20 protein-coding genes and 1 tRNA gene are annotated in these 15713 nt (G+C 67.9%); 10 read left to right on the top strand and 11 right to left on the bottom strand.

Annotation, left to right across the window (positions count from 1 at the left end):
- Window positions 1-2: 2 nt before the first annotated feature.
- Entirely contained in the window at window positions 3-941 is a 939-nt protein-coding gene (locus APQ99_RS08060) for a thiamine pyrophosphate-dependent enzyme (RefSeq protein ID WP_010902808.1), read from the top strand.
- Window positions 942-1077: 136 nt separating this feature from the next.
- Entirely contained in the window at window positions 1078-1506 is a 429-nt protein-coding gene (gene lrpA1, locus APQ99_RS08055) for an HTH-type transcriptional regulator LrpA1 (RefSeq protein WP_010902807.1), read from the top strand.
- Here lrpA1 and APQ99_RS08050 read toward each other — a convergent pair.
- A complete protein-coding gene (locus APQ99_RS08050; RefSeq protein WP_227970932.1) occupies window positions 1499-2647 on the bottom strand; it encodes a pyridoxal phosphate-dependent aminotransferase in 1149 nt (382 codons plus the stop codon). The two genes, lrpA1 and APQ99_RS08050, sit on opposite strands and share 8 nt — an antisense overlap.
- A gap of 118 nt (window positions 2648-2765) precedes the next feature.
- Between APQ99_RS08050 and APQ99_RS08045 the strand changes: the two genes are divergently transcribed.
- Window positions 2766-3242 (top strand): SRPBCC family protein, encoded by a 477-nt coding sequence (locus APQ99_RS08045; RefSeq protein ID WP_136361401.1) that lies wholly within the window; start codon window positions 2766-2768, stop codon window positions 3240-3242.
- Between the two features lie 52 nt (window positions 3243-3294).
- Here the strand turns inward: APQ99_RS08045 and APQ99_RS08040 are convergent, their stop codons facing one another.
- From APQ99_RS08040 to APQ99_RS08030, 3 genes are all read right to left on the bottom strand, one after another.
- On the bottom strand, window positions 3295-3519 hold the full coding sequence (locus tag APQ99_RS08040) for a DUF7542 family protein (protein ID WP_244288986.1): 225 nt from the start codon (window positions 3517-3519) through the stop codon (window positions 3295-3297).
- 112 nt (window positions 3520-3631) lie between these two features.
- A tRNA-Thr gene (locus APQ99_RS08035) sits at window positions 3632-3703 on the bottom strand.
- Between the two features lie 77 nt (window positions 3704-3780).
- Window positions 3781-4764, bottom strand: a complete 984-nt coding sequence (locus APQ99_RS08030) for a class I SAM-dependent methyltransferase (protein ID WP_136361399.1) — start codon at window positions 4762-4764, stop codon at window positions 3781-3783.
- 87 nt (window positions 4765-4851) lie between these two features.
- Here APQ99_RS08030 and dph5 point away from each other — a divergent pair, with 87 nt between their 5' ends.
- Window positions 4852-5634 carry a diphthine synthase gene (gene dph5, locus APQ99_RS08025; RefSeq protein WP_136361398.1) on the top strand — a complete coding sequence of 261 codons (783 nt, stop codon included), beginning with the start codon at window positions 4852-4854 and terminating at the stop codon, window positions 5632-5634.
- A 1-nt stretch (window position 5635) separates the two neighbouring features.
- Here the strand turns inward: dph5 and APQ99_RS08020 are convergent, their stop codons facing one another.
- The 4 genes from APQ99_RS08020 to APQ99_RS08005 all read right to left on the bottom strand — a co-directional run bounded on the left by APQ99_RS08020 (window position 5636) and on the right by APQ99_RS08005 (window position 8458).
- Entirely contained in the window at window positions 5636-6010 is a 375-nt protein-coding gene (locus APQ99_RS08020; protein ID WP_010902801.1) for a TrmO family methyltransferase domain-containing protein, read from the bottom strand.
- Window positions 6011-6125: 115 nt separating this feature from the next.
- Window positions 6126-6911: a VOC family protein gene (locus APQ99_RS08015; protein ID WP_010902800.1), complete on the bottom strand. Its 786-nt coding sequence runs from the start codon at window positions 6909-6911 to the stop codon at window positions 6126-6128.
- Window positions 6912-6960: 49 nt separating this feature from the next.
- Window positions 6961-7113, bottom strand: a complete 153-nt coding sequence (locus tag APQ99_RS12840; RefSeq protein ID WP_249040712.1) for a hypothetical protein — start codon at window positions 7111-7113, stop codon at window positions 6961-6963.
- Window positions 7114-7345: 232 nt separating this feature from the next.
- Window positions 7346-8458, bottom strand: coding sequence for an OBG GTPase family GTP-binding protein (locus tag APQ99_RS08005; protein WP_010902798.1), 1113 nt, complete (start codon window positions 8456-8458; stop codon window positions 7346-7348).
- A 100-nt stretch (window positions 8459-8558) separates the two neighbouring features.
- Here APQ99_RS08005 and APQ99_RS08000 point away from each other — a divergent pair, with 100 nt between their 5' ends.
- From APQ99_RS08000 to APQ99_RS07975, 6 genes are all read left to right on the top strand, one after another.
- The gene (locus tag APQ99_RS08000) at window positions 8559-8765 is read left to right on the top strand and encodes a VNG_1110C family protein (RefSeq protein ID WP_136361397.1); all 207 of its coding nucleotides are present in this window, start codon (window positions 8559-8561) and stop codon (window positions 8763-8765) included.
- A gap of 70 nt (window positions 8766-8835) precedes the next feature.
- Window positions 8836-9327: a 50S ribosomal protein L11 gene (locus APQ99_RS07995; RefSeq protein WP_010902796.1), complete on the top strand. Its 492-nt coding sequence runs from the start codon at window positions 8836-8838 to the stop codon at window positions 9325-9327.
- 200 nt (window positions 9328-9527) lie between these two features.
- Window positions 9528-10166: a 50S ribosomal protein L1 gene (locus APQ99_RS07990; RefSeq protein ID WP_010902795.1), complete on the top strand. Its 639-nt coding sequence runs from the start codon at window positions 9528-9530 to the stop codon at window positions 10164-10166.
- A gap of 1 nt (window position 10167) precedes the next feature.
- Window positions 10168-11223: a 50S ribosomal protein L10 gene (locus APQ99_RS07985; RefSeq protein WP_136361396.1), complete on the top strand. Its 1056-nt coding sequence runs from the start codon at window positions 10168-10170 to the stop codon at window positions 11221-11223.
- A 5-nt stretch (window positions 11224-11228) separates the two neighbouring features.
- Window positions 11229-11573 carry a 50S ribosomal protein P1 gene (gene rpl12p / locus APQ99_RS07980; RefSeq protein ID WP_010902793.1) on the top strand — a complete coding sequence of 115 codons (345 nt, stop codon included), beginning with the start codon at window positions 11229-11231 and terminating at the stop codon, window positions 11571-11573.
- A 120-nt stretch (window positions 11574-11693) separates the two neighbouring features.
- Window positions 11694-12938 (top strand): tripartite tricarboxylate transporter permease, encoded by a 1245-nt coding sequence (locus APQ99_RS07975; protein ID WP_136361395.1) that lies wholly within the window; start codon window positions 11694-11696, stop codon window positions 12936-12938.
- 9 nt (window positions 12939-12947) lie between these two features.
- On the opposite strand, the gene APQ99_RS07970 is transcribed toward APQ99_RS07975, so the two are convergent.
- The 3 genes from APQ99_RS07970 to APQ99_RS07960 all read right to left on the bottom strand — a co-directional run.
- Window positions 12948-13502, bottom strand: a complete 555-nt coding sequence (locus APQ99_RS07970) for a cysteine hydrolase family protein (protein ID WP_136361394.1) — start codon at window positions 13500-13502, stop codon at window positions 12948-12950.
- Window positions 13495-14331: a YqcI/YcgG family protein gene (locus tag APQ99_RS07965; RefSeq protein ID WP_136361393.1), complete on the bottom strand. Its 837-nt coding sequence runs from the start codon at window positions 14329-14331 to the stop codon at window positions 13495-13497. The genes APQ99_RS07970 and APQ99_RS07965 overlap by 8 nt, the downstream gene beginning before the upstream one ends.
- 47 nt (window positions 14332-14378) lie before the next feature.
- Window positions 14379-15713: IS66-like element ISH10B family transposase (locus APQ99_RS07960; protein ID WP_148889168.1), on the bottom strand; the 1335-nt coding region annotated here is incomplete at its 5' end.

Genomic DNA, 15713 nt, shown 5'->3' with positions numbered 1-15713 from the left:
TAATGAGTAAGGCATTCAGCGCGATTGATGAGGACCGCGAGGTCGACCGGGACGCGTTCACGCCCGGCGTCGAACCGCAGCCGACGTGGTGTCCTGGCTGTGGTGACTTCGGTGTCCTGAAGGCCCTGAAAGGGGCGATGGCGGAGCTCGGCAAGGACCCCGAGGAGATACTGCTTGCGACCGGGATCGGCTGTTCCGGGAAGCTCAACAGCTACTTCGACAGCTACGGCTTCCACACGATCCACGGGCGCTCCCTGCCCGTGGCCCGCGCCGCGAAGCTGGCCAACCACGACCTGGAGGTCGTGGCCGCCGGCGGTGACGGCGACGGCTACGGGATCGGCGGCAACCACTTCATGCACACCGCCCGGGAGAACCACGACATCACGTACATCGTGTTCAACAACGAAGTGTTCGGCCTGACGAAGGGCCAGACATCGCCGACGAGCCCGAAGGGCCACAAGTCCAAGACCCAGCCCCACGGCTCCGCGAAGTCCCCGATCCGACCGCTCTCGCTGAGCATGACCTCGGGGGCGTCGTACGTGGCGCGAACCGCGGCCGTGAACCCCAACCAGGCAAAGGACATCCTCGTGGAAGCCATCCAGCACGACGGCTTCGCGCACGTGGACTTCCTGACGCAGTGTCCGACCTGGAACAAGGACGCCAAGCAGTACGTCCCGTACGTGGACGTCCAGGAGTCCGACGAGTACGACTTCGACGTCACGGACCGGCGGGAGGCACAGGAGCTGATGACCGAGACCGAGGAAGCCCTCTACGACGGGACCGTGCTGACCGGCCGGTACTACCAGGACGAGCAGCGGCCGTCGTATCAGGCCGAAAAGCAGTCCCGCGGGGACATGCCCGAGGAACCGGTTGCAAAGCGGTACTTCGACGACGACTACGAGTGGGAGCGCTCGTTCGACGTCATCGACCGCCACAAGTAACGACACCGGGTCGTTTTGATTGTCGGCTACGTGTCGCAGTGTTGGCGGTAGCGCCGCTCCAACGGTGGTTCCGTGTCGTTCCGCTGTCGGTTGACGATTCGGAAGATATTTTTTCACACGAACCAAATATCCTGACGTGAGCACTGAATCGACAGAAGAGCGAATCCTCGCCGCGCTCGAAGAGGACGCGCAAGCGTCGTATGCGGCCATCGCGGAGCGTGCGGACGTCTCCAAGCCGACCGTCCGCAAATACATCGACCAACTCGAATCGGACGGCGTCATCGTCGGCTACTCCGCCGACGTCGACCCCAAGAAGCTGTCCGGGCAAAGCATCGCGATGGTCGGGATCGACGTGGCCTCCGAGCAGTACGTGGAGGCGACCCGCACACTCCAGGAACTCGACTCCGTGCAGGCGTTGTACTCTTCGAGTGGCGATCACATGCTGATGGCGGAGGTACGGGCCGCCGACGGGGATGCGCTCGGTGACGTGATCAGCGACGAGGTTTTGGCTATCGACGGCGTCACGGCCGCCCACCCCTCGTTCCTCCAGGAACGCCTCAAGTGAGCGTCGTGGCGCTGGCGAGCACAGCATCGATGCGAGCGACGGCTTCGCGCACAGCGTCGGTACTCACTGCAAACGACGCCCGCACGTACTCGGTTGCGTTCGCACCGAAATCCGGGCCGGGCGTCACCGCGACGCCCGCGGTTTCGAGGAGCGCGTCGGCAACAGCGGGCGCAGCACCCAGCCGCGACACATCCAACAGCATGTAGTACGCGCCCGCCGGCGTGTATCCGGGGTCGAACCCCCAGCGCTCGGCGGCAGCACACAGGATGTCGCGGCGCGTCCGGTAGTCGGCCCGCACGCCGTCGAGCCAGTCGGTCCCGTGTCGGATGGCCGCCTCAGCGCCGGCCTGAACGAACGACGGCGCGCAGATGAGTGTGTTTTGGGCGATCGCGTTGATCGTATCGACGTACCGGCGCGGGCACACCACCCAGCCCAGCCGCCACCCCGTCATGCCGTAGCGCTTGGAGACGCCGTCGATCACGAACGCGTCGTCGGTGTACTCCAGCACCGAGTGCGCGGCGGCGTCGAACGCCAGCCCGTGGTAGATCTCGTCGGAGACGACGGCGGTGTCGGTGCGGTCGGCGAGGGCCACGAGCGCCGACAGGCTCTCCCCGTCGATCACGGCTCCGGTGGGGTTGCCGGGGGAGTTCAGGAGCATGGCGGCGGTGTCATCGCCGATCGCCGCGTCGTAGTCACTGACGGCGGGCTGGAAGCCGGCGTCGGGCGCGAGACCAACGGTGCGCACGACCCCGTCGGCGAGCCGCACGAAGTTCGGGTAGCAGGCGTAATGTGGGTCACTGAGAACGACCGCCGAGCCGGGGTCGACAGTGGCCAACAGCACGGTCAGGAGCGCCGGCGAGGAGCCTGGCGTGACGACGATGCGCTCGGCCGGGACCGAAACGCCGTATTCGGCGGCGTAGTAGCCGCTGATCGCGTCACGAAGCGACCGCCTGCCGCGCGAGGTCGTGTAATCGTCGTCGCCGGCGCGCAGCGCGTCGACTGCTGCCTCGGTGGCCGCGGCTGGGGGTGCGAAGTCGGGTTCGCCCACTTCCATGTGGATCACGTCCGCACGGTCGGCGGCGCGTTCGAGGACATCCATCGCGGCGAACGGCGTGACCGCAGCCGCGCGCTCCGAAGGCATGCCAGCAGGATCGCGGCCATCCCTCATAATCGTTCCTGCGGGACGCGTGTGCTATCACGGCACAACCTGCGGGTCCCGAACCCCCTGAAGTTTTGCGCGCCTGGTGCGTAGCGGACGTATGCAGACGTTCAAGCGCGATCTGCGAGTGGACGCGCCCCTGGAGTCCGTGTGGGCGTTTCACTCCACCGTCGACGGGTTGCTGGCGCTGACGCCCGAGTGGGCGAACCTCACTGTCGAGGACGTGGTGTGGCCACAGGGACAGCGCGACGGCGACGAACTCGTGGCGGGGACGCGCATAAACATGGCCGTCGAGCCGTTCGGCGTCGGCCCCAGGCAGACCTGGACGTCCGTCATCACCGAGCGCGCGACCGAAGACGACCACGCGTACTTCGTCGACACCATGGAGAACGGTCCGTTTCCCGAGTGGGAGCACACCCACTCGTTTTACGCCGACGGCGACCAGACGGTGCTCCGGGATCGCGTCGCATACGAGCCGCCGCTTGGCGGCTTAGGCGCTGTCGGTGCACCCCCCGTGCTCTGGGGCATGTTTCGCTTCCGGCACCGCCAGACCCGCGCCGCCTTCGGCGAGGCGTAGTCGGCGCGCAGTCGCCGCCAGCCCCCTCGCACCGCTCCGTACGCCGACACGGTCACAGGTCACTGCGGTACAGCGGTGACGCCGGCGGCGTGGGATCACCACACACGCCGGCGTCCGCACCGGCCTCCTCGACCCCGCTTGCGAGCCGTTGGATCTCCCACTCGGCGTCGTGGCCGGCGTCCTCGTTGGCTGCGAGCACTCCCCGGGCGTCCCGGAGCCGATCGAACGCCGCTTCGAACCCACACGAACACGACACCAGTATCTCCCCCGTTGGCATACCCACCGGTTCGCGTTCGGACGGCATAACCGTCTCGGAGCCGGCACAGCCCAGCCCCGACGCATCGCTGTCGTTTCAGTGATGCAGAAGGATCCGACCGCGGACTTCCTGAAGCCGGTGGAGGGATTTGAACCCTCGGCCTATTCCTTACGAAGGAATCGCTCTACCGCTGAGCTACACCGGCGCGCTGCGACACACCGTCGCGTGACGACCACTCGTCGCACTCGTTGGTAGCCGCATCCGAGAAATAAGGCTTGCGAATCACCGCCGCGACAGCGACACGTCAAGCACCACGTTGAACTCGTGGGGGGCGTACGACCGCACCGTGTGGCGGGTCGCCACAGTCACGTCGTACGCCGGCTGGGCTGCCGCGCGGATCGCGGCCTCCCCGGCGTCGAACCGGCCGTCCTCGTGTTGGATGTCGTAGAAATGCAGCGTGCACTCGTCGCCGGCCAGCGCCACCGCCGTCTCGAGGAACTCGTCGGCAGTGTGTGGCAGGTTCATCACGATGCGGTCCGCCCAGCCGGTGTACTCGCCGGCGACCTCGCGCACGTCGCCGGCAACCCCCGTGACGCGGTCGTCGACGCCGTTGCGCGCGGCGTTCGCTTGGAGGTAGTCGATGGCGGTCTCGTTGACGTCCGTCGCAACCACCCTCGCGCCCGCCGACGCCATCGGCACCGCGTACGGGCCGACGCCGGCGAACATGTCGAAGACGTGCTCGCCGGCGGTGACCTGCTCGACGACGCGGTGGCGTTCGGTCGCCAGCCGCGGCGAGAAGTACACCGCCGCCACGTCCAGTGCGAAGGCGTGGCCGTACTCGCGGTGGACCGTCTCCGTGGAGTCCCCCGCGATCACGTCCCACTCCCGGACGCGCTGCTCGCCTTTGATCTTCGAGGCGCGGTTCAACACCGCCTCGACGGGGATGTCGGACTCCACGACCGCGTCCGCGATGGCGTGCGCGCGGTCGCTGTCGTCCTCGTCGACGATGACGATGTCGCCGAGGCGCGCGTACGACGGGTCGAACCCCAGGATGTCCGCGGGCGTCGTCTGCGTCCGCCGGGGCGGCGCGTCGAACGACACCACCGACAGCGCGTCCGGCACGGCGGCGGCGTCCGTGACGGGGATGTGCAGCGCGCCATCCGCGGCCGCGATGGCGTGCGTGTCGTCGATCAGGTCGGCGTCCGCGAGCCGCTGTCGGGTTGCTTCACCGTCGTCGACGGGCACGCGAACGCAGGGCACTGCCATGGTGCCACGTCGGCAAGCGCGATGCTTACCGGTGTCGTTCTCGCGGCGACTCGAAACCCATACGACGCCGCCCGCCCAACTCGGGGCATGCTCACGTTCGTCGGGCTCGGCCTCTACGACGAGGCGTCGGTCACCGTCGCCGGCCGCGACGCCATCGCGGCGGCCGACCGCGTGTTCGCCGAGTTCTACACCAGCCGGCTGATCGGCACCGATGTCGCCGCCCTCGAAGCCCACCACGACACCACCATCGAGCGCCGGGACCGCGCGGGCGTCGAACAACACCCCGAGCCGATCCTGGACGCCGCCGCCGACGGCGACGCCGTGTTCCTCACGGCCGGCGACACGATGATCTCGACGACACACGTCGACCTCCGGATGCGCGCCGCGGACCGCGGCATCGACACGCGAGTGATCCACGCGCCGACCGCCGCGTCCGCCGCGGCAGGCCTCACCGGCCTCCAGAACTACCGCTTCGGCAAGGCCACGACGCTGCCGTTCCCGTGGGCGCACGGGGCCGACGGCGTTCCCGGATCGGTCACCGACACCATCGAGGCCAACCGCGAGCGCGGCCTGCACACGCTGGTCTACCTCGACATCAAGGTCGATCACCTCCGTGTCGACGGGGACGCCTACATGACCGCCAGCCAGGCGGCCGACCTGCTCGCGACCAACTGGGACGCGGACGCCCTCGGGGTCGTGGTCGCGCGCGCCGGGGCGCCGGACGCGACGGTGCGGGCCGACCGCCTGGGTGCGCTCGCGGACGCGGACTTCGGCAGCCCCCTGCATCTGCTCGTCGTTCCGGGGTCGCTGCACCACGTCGAGCGCGACGCGCTCCGCGAGCTCGCGGGCGCGCCGGCGGACGCGCTGTAGGTCAGTCCAGCGCCGGCTTCAGATCCAGGACCGGCGAGCCGTGCGCCATATCCACCCCCCGGATTGCGAGTGTTCCGTCCGCGGCGTCGACGGCCAGCAACTCACACGGCGTGATACACACCGGGTTGGGGCGGGCCGGCGACCGCGTGGTGAACACGCCCCGATCGCCGTCCCGGACCGCCAACACGTCCCGGTCGGCGTCGTCGGCCCACCACACAACCACCACCCGGTCGTCGGGTTCCAAACCCACAAGCCCCCCGCGAAACGACTCGTACACCTGTACGTTCGCCGCGTACGGCGTCTCGACGCCCTGTCGCGGGGCGTCCGCGGCTGTCTCGAAGCGGGTGTCGGCGTACCCGATGGGTGTCGCGTACATCACACCCACCCCTGGCGGCGTGTCCTCAGCCGGCGGCTCACAGTCCGCGGTGCGCCCATATTTGTGCGTGGAGCAGCCAGCCAACAAAAATACCCGGGGTCGCCGCGCCGGCCCGTTACGCCGACCGATCCATCGGCGACGACTCGGGGTTCAACACTTCGATCTCGTGGCCGTCGGGCGTCTTCGTGAACGCGTAGTTCATGTCGCAGGACGCCGGGTCCCGGTAGTCAGCCGTCTCCCGCTCCAGCAGCGTCGCCCAGTCGTCCTGGAGGGAGTCGGCGCGCACCGCGAGGTGCCCCCACCCGTCGCCGAACGTGTACGTGCGGTCGTCGTAGTTGTACGTCAACTCCACCGCCATCGCGGCGTCGCTGGCCGCCGGCGGCTTCATGAAGTAGTTCGCGAAGCTGTCGGCCTCCCAGCGGCCCGTGTGCTCGTACCCGAAGACGCGCGTCCAGAACCCGAGGTGCTGGGTGGCGTCGGCGACCCGCACCATCGTGTGGTCGATGCTCCAGCGCTGACCGGCGTCGCCCGCCACGAGTTCGATCTCGTGGCCGTCGGGGTCTTTCACGAACGCGTAGCTGCCACCACAGGACTCGGGATCGCGGTAGTCCGCGACGCCACCAGCCAGCAGCTCCTCGTAGGCGTCGCTGACGTCGTCGACGCGCACCGCGATGTGTCCGAACGCGTCGCCGTTGTCGTAGTCGGCCGTGTCGTGGTTGTACGTCAGCTCCAGCAGCGCCGCGTCGTCGGCGGGGTCTTCGGGGCCGATGTAGACGTTGGTGAACGTGTCGGCCTCCCAGCGTGCGTGCTCGACGTAGCCCATGTGGTCGCCGTACCAGTCCAGGGACGCATCGAGGTCACCGACACGCATCATCACGTGATCGAGCGTGAACGCGGTCATGTCAGTGGGCAGGCGTGGCGCGACAAAAAACGCGTCGAACCCGACACGGTCACCGGCCGCGGCCGACCACCACCACGTAGCCCGCGGCCAGCCAGAGCGCGCCCGCGCCCACCGGAACCCCGGTCAACGACGGCTGTGCCGTGACCGCCGCTGCAAGCGACACGACGCTGCCACCGGCGAACGCGAGCACGCCGGCGGTCACACGCCAGTCCACCCCACAGCGCGACCGCGGTCGGCCACGCCCGGAGCGCCGGCGGGACCGTTCCGACCGACCGCAGGTACGTCGGCAGCCCGACGACCGTCATCGATTCCGGATACACGAACCCCACGGAAAACAGCGGATAGGCGCCGTTCGACCAGTCGACGATGACCCACGGCACCACTCCCGCGGCCAGCGCCACCGCCACCACCCGGCGGCGCGCCGTCGGCATCGGCTAGCGCCGCGCAACCACGCGCAGGACGTCCTCGTCTTCGAGGACGTGATCGCGGCCCACCTGCTGGTCGTCGTGTTGGGCCGACGGCCCGGTGACCCGCGCGAATCGGAACCGCTCGTCGAGGGTGCCGCCCAGCTTCTGCACGGCGTCGTCCACGGTCTCGCCGCGCCGGATGATGAGCGGCTCCTCGCGGTCGACGCCCCGCCCCGGCTTGTCCATGTAGATCCGGATGAGCCCGAGCGCCCGCCACATCCGCTCTTTCAGCACGTCCAATCCCTTCTCCTCGGCGGCCGAAATGAAGATCGCGTCGTCGGGGCTGACGCCGTGATCGCGGAGGGCGTCCTTCATTGTCCCCGCGTACGACGGCTCGATGAGGTCGACCTTGTTGACGGTGACCAGCGACGGCATGTAGACGCGGTTGTCCATCACCCCGTCGATCAGCCGGTCGACAGACGGGTTGCCACGGATCGTCACGTTGGCGTTGATGAACCCGCGCTCGCGCAGGATTCCCTTGACCGTGTCGCTGTCCAACTCCAGCTCCCCGGACGTGTTCACGTCGATGCCATCCTTGCCTTTCCGGCGCACGGTCACCGACGGTGGCTCGGCGTCGACCCGGATGTTGACGTTGTACAGCTCCTCGGCGAGGCGGTCGTACTGCTCGATCTCGAACGCCGACAGCACGAAGATCACCAGATCCGCCCCACGGATCACCGAGAGGATCTCTTTCCCGCCGCCGCGTCCCCCCGCCGCACCCTCGATGAGCCCCGGCACGTCCAGGAGTTGGATGTTCGCGCCGCGGTACTCCAACATCCCCGGGTTCACGTTGAGGGTGGTGAACTCGTAGGCGCCGACCTCGCTGTCGGCGTTGGTCATCGCGTTGATCAGCGACGACTTCCCCACGCTGGGGAATCCAACCAGGGCCACGGTCGCGTCGCCGTGCTGTTCGACTGCGTACCCGCCGCCACCGCCGCTGCCGGACTGCTGGGCTTCGAGCTTCTCCTTTTGCTCCGCGAGCTTCGCCTTCAAGCGGCCGATGTGGGCTTCTGTCGACTTGTTGTACGGCGTGTTCGCGATTTCTTCTTCGAGCGATTCGATGTCCTCCTCGAGCCCCATCACGTGCCCGTAGACAGCAAGCGCCGAAAAGCGCTTTCCTCCGCAGTCCGGTGGGATCGTTTCGACACGTTAATACGCCGAGTGAAGCCATCGCATAGTGATGGGTGACCCTGCTGCGTACCGCGACAGCACGCAGATCGTGCTCCCAGTGGGGACGCTGGAGGACATCGAGGCGGACCTCGAAGCCGAGTTCATGGTCTCAGTGTTCCGGCCGACCGACGCGGAGATCGTCCGCATCATCGGGAGTCCGGTCGTGATCAAAGAGGTCACCGAGTTCCTCACGCGCCACGGCGTCCACATGCCGTGAGCGATTCGATCCGCGGCGGCGCCCCGCTCGAAAGACAAGGGTTAAACCCGCGGCGGCGGTTTCTCGGAGTATGGCTGAGACGATCGAAGTGCTCGTTGCCGGTGGGCAGGCCGACCCTGGCCCGCCCCTCGGTCCCGAGCTCGGTCCCACGCCGGTCGACGTACAGGCGGTCGTCCAGGAGATCAACGACCAGACCGAAGCGTTCGACGGGACGGAGGTCCCGGTCACCATCGAATACGAGGACGACGGCTCGTTCTCCATCGAAGTCGGTGTTCCGCCGACGGCCGCGCTGGTGAAAGACGAAGCTGGCTTCGACACGGGCTCCGGAGAGCCCCAGGAGAACTTCGTCGCGGACCTCTCCATCGAACAGCTCAAAACCATCGCCGAGCAGAAGAAACCCGACCTCCTGGCGTACGACGCGCGGAACGCCGCCAAAGAGGTCGCGGGGACGTGTGCGTCCCTCGGCGTCACCATCGAAGGCGAGGACGCCCGCACGTTCAACGAGCGCGTCGACGACGGCGACTACGACGACGTGCTCGGCGACGAACTCGCGGCCGCGTAACGCCGCCCGAGGAGTTTCTGCGCCGTTCGGTTCGCGTACTCGATAGCGGCGTGTGTCCGCGGGTCGCGCTCCCACGCTTGCTTCGCTTCGACGCTTTTAAGCCCGGGATCACCGTCTGTAGAACCGAGACAGGCTTCGCCTGTTTCACTGACCCGTAGGAGATCCGACCTTCAGAGGGTCACCCACTACGGAGGTGAAAGATGGCAGACAACGATATAGAAGAGGCCGTAGCTCGCGCACTTGAGGATGCCCCACAGCGGAACTTCCGTGAGACGGTAGACCTCGCAGTCAACCTGCGCGACCTCGACCTCAACGACCCGTCGCAACGAGTCGACGAGGGCGTCGTGCTGCCGTCGGGCACCGGACAGGAGACGCAGATCGTGGTTTTCGCAGACGGCGAAACCGCGGTTCGCGCGGACGACGTCGCTGACGACGTCCTCGACGAGGACGACCTCAGCGACCTCGCAGACGACACCGACGCCGCGAAGGATCTCGCAGACGAGACGGACTTCTTCGTGGCGGAAGCACCCATGATGCAGGACATCGCGGGTGCGCTCGGTCAAGTGCTTGGTCCGCGCGGGAAAATGCCGACCCCGCTCCAGCCCGACGACGACGTCGTCGACACAGTCAACCGCATGAAAAACACCGTGCAGATCCGCAGCCGCGACCGCCGCACGTTCCACACGCGCGTCGGCGCGGAGGACATGTCCGCCGAGGACATCGCCAGCAACATCGACGTCATCATGCGTCGGCTGCACGCGAACCTCGAAAAAGGCCCGCTGAACGTGGACTCCGTCTACGTGAAGACAACGATGGGGCCTGCCGTGGAGGTTGCCTAGGATGTCCGCCGAAGAACAACGCACCACCGAGGAGGTTCCCGAGTGGAAGCGACAAGAGGTCGCCGAACTCGTCGACCTCCTGGAGACGTACGACAGCGTCGGCGTGGTGAACGTCACGGGCATCCCGAGCAAGCAGCTCCAGGACATGCGCCGCGGCCTGCACGGGCAGGCGGCGCTGCGCATGAGCCGGAACACCCTGTTGGTTCGCGCGCTCGAAGAAGCCGGAGACGGCCTCGACACGCTCACCGAGTACGTCGAGGGCGAAGTCGGCCTGGTCGCGACCAACGACAACCCCTTCGGGCTCTACCAGCAGCTTGAGAACTCGAAGACGCCGGCCCCGATCAACGCCGGCGAGGTCGCGCCCAACGACATCGTCGTGCCGGAAGGCGACACGGGCATCGACCCGGGGCCGTTCGTCGGCGAACTGCAGACCATCGGCGCGAACGCGCGCATCCAGGAGGGCTCCATCCAGGTGCTCGATGACTCCGTCGTCACCGAGGAAGGTGAGACGGTCTCCGACGACGTCTCCAACGTCCTCTCGGAGCTCGGCATCGAGCCCAAGGAGGTCGGCCTGGACCTGCGCGGCGTGTTCTCCGAGGGCGTGCTGTTCACGCCCGAGGAGCTGGAGATCGACGTCGACGAGTACCGCGCGGACATCCAGTCCGCGGCGGCGTCGGCGCGCAACCTCTCGGTCAACGCGGCGTACCCGACCGAGCGGACCGCACCGGACCTCATCGCGAAGGGCCGCGGCGAGGCGAAGAGCCTCGGCCTGCAGGCCAGCGTCGAGAGTCCGGACCTCGCGGACGATCTCGTGAGCAAGGCCGACGCCCAGGTGCGGGCGCTCGCCGCGCAGATCGACGACGAGGACGCCCTCCCGGAGGAACTGCAGGACGTCGACGCGCCTGCGGCGCCTGCCGGCGGCGAAGCGGACACCACTGCGGACGAACAGAGCGACGAAACACAAGCGTCCGAGGCTGACGACGCCGACGATTCCGACGACGATGACGACGACGACGGGAACGCTGGCGCCGAGGGCCTCGGGGAGATGTTCGGATAATAACAATGGAATACGTCTACGCAGCACTCATCCTGAACGAGGCTGACGAAGAGCTGACCGAAGACAACATCACCGGCGTCCTGGAGGCCGCCGGCGTCGACGTCGAGGAATCCCGCGCGAAGGCCCTCGTGGCCGCGCTGGAGGACGTCGACATCGAGGAAGCCGTCGAAGAGGCCGCCGCCGCGCCTGCCGCCGCACCTGCGGCGTCCGGCAGCGACGACGAGGCAGCCGCCGACGACGGCGACGACGACGAGGAAGCTGACGCTGACGAGGCCGCCGAGGCCGAGGACGCTGGCGACGACGACGACGAGGAGCCCAGCGGCGAAGGCCTGGGCGACCTCTTCGGGTAACCCGGTCGCGTCGCGCGCCGACAGCCACGATCACATCGTTTTTTAGCCGCGTGCCACTCGGGAAGCCACGGCGCTGCGCACGCGTAGATTGAAGACGGGGAGCGCGGGCAGCTGGGCGTGATGGATGTCGCTGGTGTGCGCGTGTTGGTGACGCCGATGGGCGCGCTTGCAGTGCTCGCTGCGGTCGCGGCCGGCGTGGCGCTGGGGACGTGTTCGGGGCTGGTGCCCGGCGTGCACGTGAACACGCTGGCGTTGCTGCTGGCTGCGGCCGCGCCGCTGGCCCCGGGACCGCCACACCTCGTCGGTGCGGCGCTGCTGGCGGCGGGTGTCACGCATTCCATCCTGGACGTGGTCCCGATGCTCGCGCTCGGGGTGCCGGACGCGGCGCTGGCGGTGAGCGCGCTGCCCGGCCATCGGCTGGTGCTTGGCGGTCGCGGCCGGGAGGCGCTGCGGGTGTCTGCCCTCGGGAGCGCGACCGCCGTCGTGGTCGCCGTCGCATTCGGGGTGCCGGCGACGTGGCTGGCGGTTCGGGCGGCACCAGTGGTGTACGCTCACCTCCCGGTCGTGCTCGCCGTGCTCGTCGTGGTGCTCGTCGCACGCGAGCAGTCCCGACGCGCGCGGTTCGGCGCGGTGCTCGCGGTGGCTGCCAGCGGCACACTGGGCAGCGTTGCGCTGCCGATGCAGCCCGACGCTGTCGTACCGACCGGTGACGTGTTGTCGCCGCTGTTCGCGGGGTTGTTCGGTGCGCCCGTGTTGCTGGCGGCGTTCCGGGGGGATGGGATCCCCGAGCAGGCCGACGCGCGGATCGCGGTGCCGCCACGCGAGGTGGTGCGTCCGGGCGTGGCGGGCAGCCTCGCGGGCGCGGCGGTCGCCTACGTGCCAGGGGTGTCGGGTGCCATCGCCGCAGTGTTCGCGCTGGATCTGACGGGCGACGACAGCGGTGACCGTGCGTTCGTCGCGGCGCTCTCGGGGGTGAACACGGCCAACACCGTGTTCGCGTTGTTCGCGCTGTTCGCGATCGGTGACCCCCACACTGGCGTGCTCGTGGCCTTCGAGCGCGCACGCCTCCCGCGGACGCTGCCGGTGTTGGTGGCGAGCGTCGTGCTCGCGGCCGCCGTCACGGCGGCGATGGTTCCGGCTGTCGGGGACCGGTACTTCCGGGCGGTGCGTGCCGTCGACCACCGCCGACTGACGGCCGGCGTGTGCCTGTTGTTGGTGGTGTTAGCGTGGTTGTTCGGCGGCGGAACGGGCGTAGGATTGCTCGGCGCGGCGACCGCCGTGGGGGCGATCCCACCCGTGTTCGGCGCGCGGCGCGTCCACCTGATGGGCGTGCTGTTGGTGCCGATCGCGCTCGGAACGGCGTAGGCGGATCGCCTATGGGCCCGCGAGGACGGTGGCGGTCGTCGCCAGCGTGGCGAACTCGCCGCGGAGGTGGGCGAGCGCGGTCCGGTGCACTACGCTGGGGGGCAGTCGCTCGCCGTCCAGGGTGCGGTCGTGGGTCGCCGTCGCGTCCCGCACGAGCGTCACGTCGAACCCGCGGTTGTCGGCCATCCGAACGGTGGTCGAGACGCAGTGGTCAGTGGTCAGGCCACACACCACCAGCGAGCCGATGTCGCGGTCGCGCAGCCATCCTTCGAGGGCGGTGTCGACGAACGCGCCGTTGACGGACTTCACGAACTCGGGCTCGTCGGCCGCGGGCGCAAGCCCGTCGGTGTACGCGAACCCTGGCTCGCCCTGCCGGAGCGGCGACGTCGCCTCCGTCGAGTTGTGACGCACGTGCGCGATCGGGGCGGCGGCGGCGTCGCGCCACGCCGCCAGCAGCTCCTCTGCGTGTGCCTCCGCGTCGGGGTTGTTGCGGTCGCCCCACGCCGAATCGGCGAACCCCTGCTGGAAGTCCACGAGCACGAGCGCGGCGCGCCGCTCAGTCATCCCCGGACGCCGGCGGCTGGCTGCCCACAACCGGGTCGATGCCAGCGGTCGCTTTCGGGTGTTCGCGCGTGAACGTCGCGGGGCACTCCGTGGGGGCCTGGGCGTCGTCCTCGCGGAACAGGTACTGCACCCACTCGCGGTCGCCGTCGACGCCGAGATCCCCGAGGTCGGCGTGCGGGCACTGACCGTCGTACTCCTCGATGCGGTTCTGGATGGCGGCGCGGGCGCGCTGGCCGGCGTCGGTGTCGGCGGTGATCCCCTCGAACAGTCCGGCCGGCTGGAACGTGATTTCGAGGCCGACCGGACAGTACCGCGAGTAGCGGTCGTGGGCGGCGTAGAACGGCGCCCGGCACGTCGGGAACAGCGGCTCCCCCCCGAAGCAGAACTCCCACTCGGGGCTGTCGGTGTCGGTCGGCACGTCGGCGGGCCACGGCTCGGGATCGTGGACGTGCAGCACGCTCAGGATGTGCCACAACGCCTCGTGGTAGTCGGCTTCGCTGAACTCGTCTTCGGGGGGCTTCCAGAACGTCACGAACGAGACGCGGGCGTCCCGACTGCCGTACTCGCCGAGATACTCAAGCAGCGCGTCCCGGAACCCGAGCAGTGCGTCGGGATCCGTCAGCGACGGCACGACCGTGTACAGCGGCTCGCCGTTGGCGACCGATTCGGCCCCGAAGTGACACGGGAACGGCGTGCCGTCGCGGTCCCCGGTCACGCTCTCCGAGAACGTCTCCCAGTGGCTGCGCACCCAGTCGGGGTAGTCGCCGGCGGCGACACGGTCGGCAAGCGTCTGCTGATCGACGACCGCCTGGAGTTCCGGCTCGTTCATGTCTCCAGGTGGGGATGCTGTCCGATTAGGTGTTGTGATGTACGTGTTTACCCCGAGGTCTCAACAACCGGCACAGTCTGCTCTCGTGAGATCATTTCGTTGTCGTGGACAACCCGCGTAAGTTCCTCGTATGGGTTGCGTCCCTGCTGGCGCCACGTCGCCAGCAGGGACAAGATCGTCTCGTGAACGAACATGCCACGGTCGTTCCGGAGTGTTCCGATGATTTTCCGGAGAACAACAGGTTCACGAAGGGCGTTTTCTGCGGCATTGTTCGTCGGGGAGACCGCTGGCTCACCGACGAAGGTGAGCCAGTGGTCGAGTCCACCTTCGATCTTCCCGAGGAGTGTTGCCACTGGTTCGTCGGTCACTGACCGCTCAACGAGCGATCTGAGGCCGTCCTGACACGCTCGATGCATCTGTGCTCTCGCACGAGGATCTGGGTCGGTCTCCAGCCACGACTGGAGACCGACGAACATCTGCTTGAGATACCGGTACACCGGTTCTGCCTCCTCGTGGTCACTAGCAACGTCTTCAGCCTCCCGGAGAAGATGTGCCCAGCACCGCTGAAGCGTACTGCTGAACGCTGGATACGCCGTCCACCCATCACAGATGACCGTTCCCGCGAAGTCCTCGCCAAGGACTTCCGCGGGAACATCACTCCCACGACTCTCTCTGACCGCGTACAGCGTATGCTCGTCCGTCCGAAACGTCCAGATCCACGCTTGGTCACCGTCACGCTTGATGCCGGTTTCGTCAACGTGGACGATTTCAGCCTCCTGAATCTCTCGACGGATCTGCTCGTACTCACAGCGACCGGCGCGCGCAGCGCGCTCGGTCGCGTGCCACGCGGATGCACCTGAGAGTTCGAGTCCGTGAAGTTGCTCGAAGCGGTCCGTGATTTTCCGGTAGGGAAGGCGGTGATCGTACCGTGACAGGGCAGATTGCGCGATGACGTTCACCCCGAACTGCCCCTCATCGGGGCAGTCGGGGTGAGTCGCAACCGTCTCAGTTCCACAGGAGTCGCATTGGTAGCGGTGTCGGTTGTACTGGGTGACTTCTGGTGGCTGTGGATCCGGGACTTCCTCGACGAGTCGGGGGCTGACGCCCACCGACTCGTCGAAGTGGTCGCCACACTCGGGACAACAGTCAGAGGTGACCTCGATTTCTTCATCAGGATCGGGCGGAGAGCGCCACTCCGGGTTGTGACCGTCCTTTCGACCGGGAGTACCACCATCAGTTCGGACATCGTCGTCTTCGTCGTCCTGCGAGGTCGGGGACTCGTCGGTCCCCGACCGTCGCTTACTGGGTGGAGTGTGTGGATTCTCGTACTTCCGGAGACGTGTTTCGAGTTCTTCGATCCGCTCTTGCTGCTCTTCGATCCG

The organism is Halobacterium salinarum DSM 3754, from assembly GCF_008124605.1.
GTDB classification, from domain to species: Archaea; Halobacteriota; Halobacteria; order Halobacteriales; family Halobacteriaceae; genus Halobacterium; species Halobacterium salinarum.
The sequence above is the reverse complement of the archived record's forward strand: the minus strand, read 5'-3'. Positions and strand labels throughout refer to the sequence as shown.

Bases quoted from the DNA above. Each gene is read 5' to 3' on its own strand.
- APQ99_RS08060 (WP_010902808.1), top strand. From the start codon at position 3: ATGAGTAAGGCATTCAGCGCGATTGATGAGGACCGCGAGGTCGACCGG.
- APQ99_RS08050 (WP_227970932.1), bottom strand. From the start codon at position 2,647: ATGCCTTCGGAGCGCGCGGCTGCGGTCACGCCGTTCGCCGCGATGGAT.
- APQ99_RS08045 (WP_136361401.1), top strand. From the start codon at position 2,766: ATGCAGACGTTCAAGCGCGATCTGCGAGTGGACGCGCCCCTGGAGTCC.
- APQ99_RS08040 (WP_244288986.1), bottom strand. From the start codon at position 3,519: ATGCCAACGGGGGAGATACTGGTGTCGTGTTCGTGTGGGTTCGAAGCG.
- APQ99_RS08030 (WP_136361399.1), bottom strand. From the start codon at position 4,764: ATGGCAGTGCCCTGCGTTCGCGTGCCCGTCGACGACGGTGAAGCAACC.
- dph5 (WP_136361398.1), top strand. From the start codon at position 4,852: ATGCTCACGTTCGTCGGGCTCGGCCTCTACGACGAGGCGTCGGTCACC.
- APQ99_RS08020 (WP_010902801.1), bottom strand. From the start codon at position 6,010: ATGTACGCGACACCCATCGGGTACGCCGACACCCGCTTCGAGACAGCC.
- APQ99_RS08015 (WP_010902800.1), bottom strand. From the start codon at position 6,911: ATGACCGCGTTCACGCTCGATCACGTGATGATGCGTGTCGGTGACCTC.
- APQ99_RS08005 (WP_010902798.1), bottom strand. From the start codon at position 8,458: ATGGGGCTCGAGGAGGACATCGAATCGCTCGAAGAAGAAATCGCGAAC.
- APQ99_RS08000 (WP_136361397.1), top strand. From the start codon at position 8,559: ATGGGTGACCCTGCTGCGTACCGCGACAGCACGCAGATCGTGCTCCCA.
- APQ99_RS07995 (WP_010902796.1), top strand. From the start codon at position 8,836: ATGGCTGAGACGATCGAAGTGCTCGTTGCCGGTGGGCAGGCCGACCCT.
- APQ99_RS07990 (WP_010902795.1), top strand. From the start codon at position 9,528: ATGGCAGACAACGATATAGAAGAGGCCGTAGCTCGCGCACTTGAGGAT.
- APQ99_RS07985 (WP_136361396.1), top strand. From the start codon at position 10,168: ATGTCCGCCGAAGAACAACGCACCACCGAGGAGGTTCCCGAGTGGAAG.
- rpl12p (WP_010902793.1), top strand. From the start codon at position 11,229: ATGGAATACGTCTACGCAGCACTCATCCTGAACGAGGCTGACGAAGAG.
- APQ99_RS07975 (WP_136361395.1), top strand. From the start codon at position 11,694: ATGGATGTCGCTGGTGTGCGCGTGTTGGTGACGCCGATGGGCGCGCTT.
- APQ99_RS07970 (WP_136361394.1), bottom strand. From the start codon at position 13,502: ATGACTGAGCGGCGCGCCGCGCTCGTGCTCGTGGACTTCCAGCAGGGG.
- APQ99_RS07965 (WP_136361393.1), bottom strand. From the start codon at position 14,331: ATGAACGAGCCGGAACTCCAGGCGGTCGTCGATCAGCAGACGCTTGCC.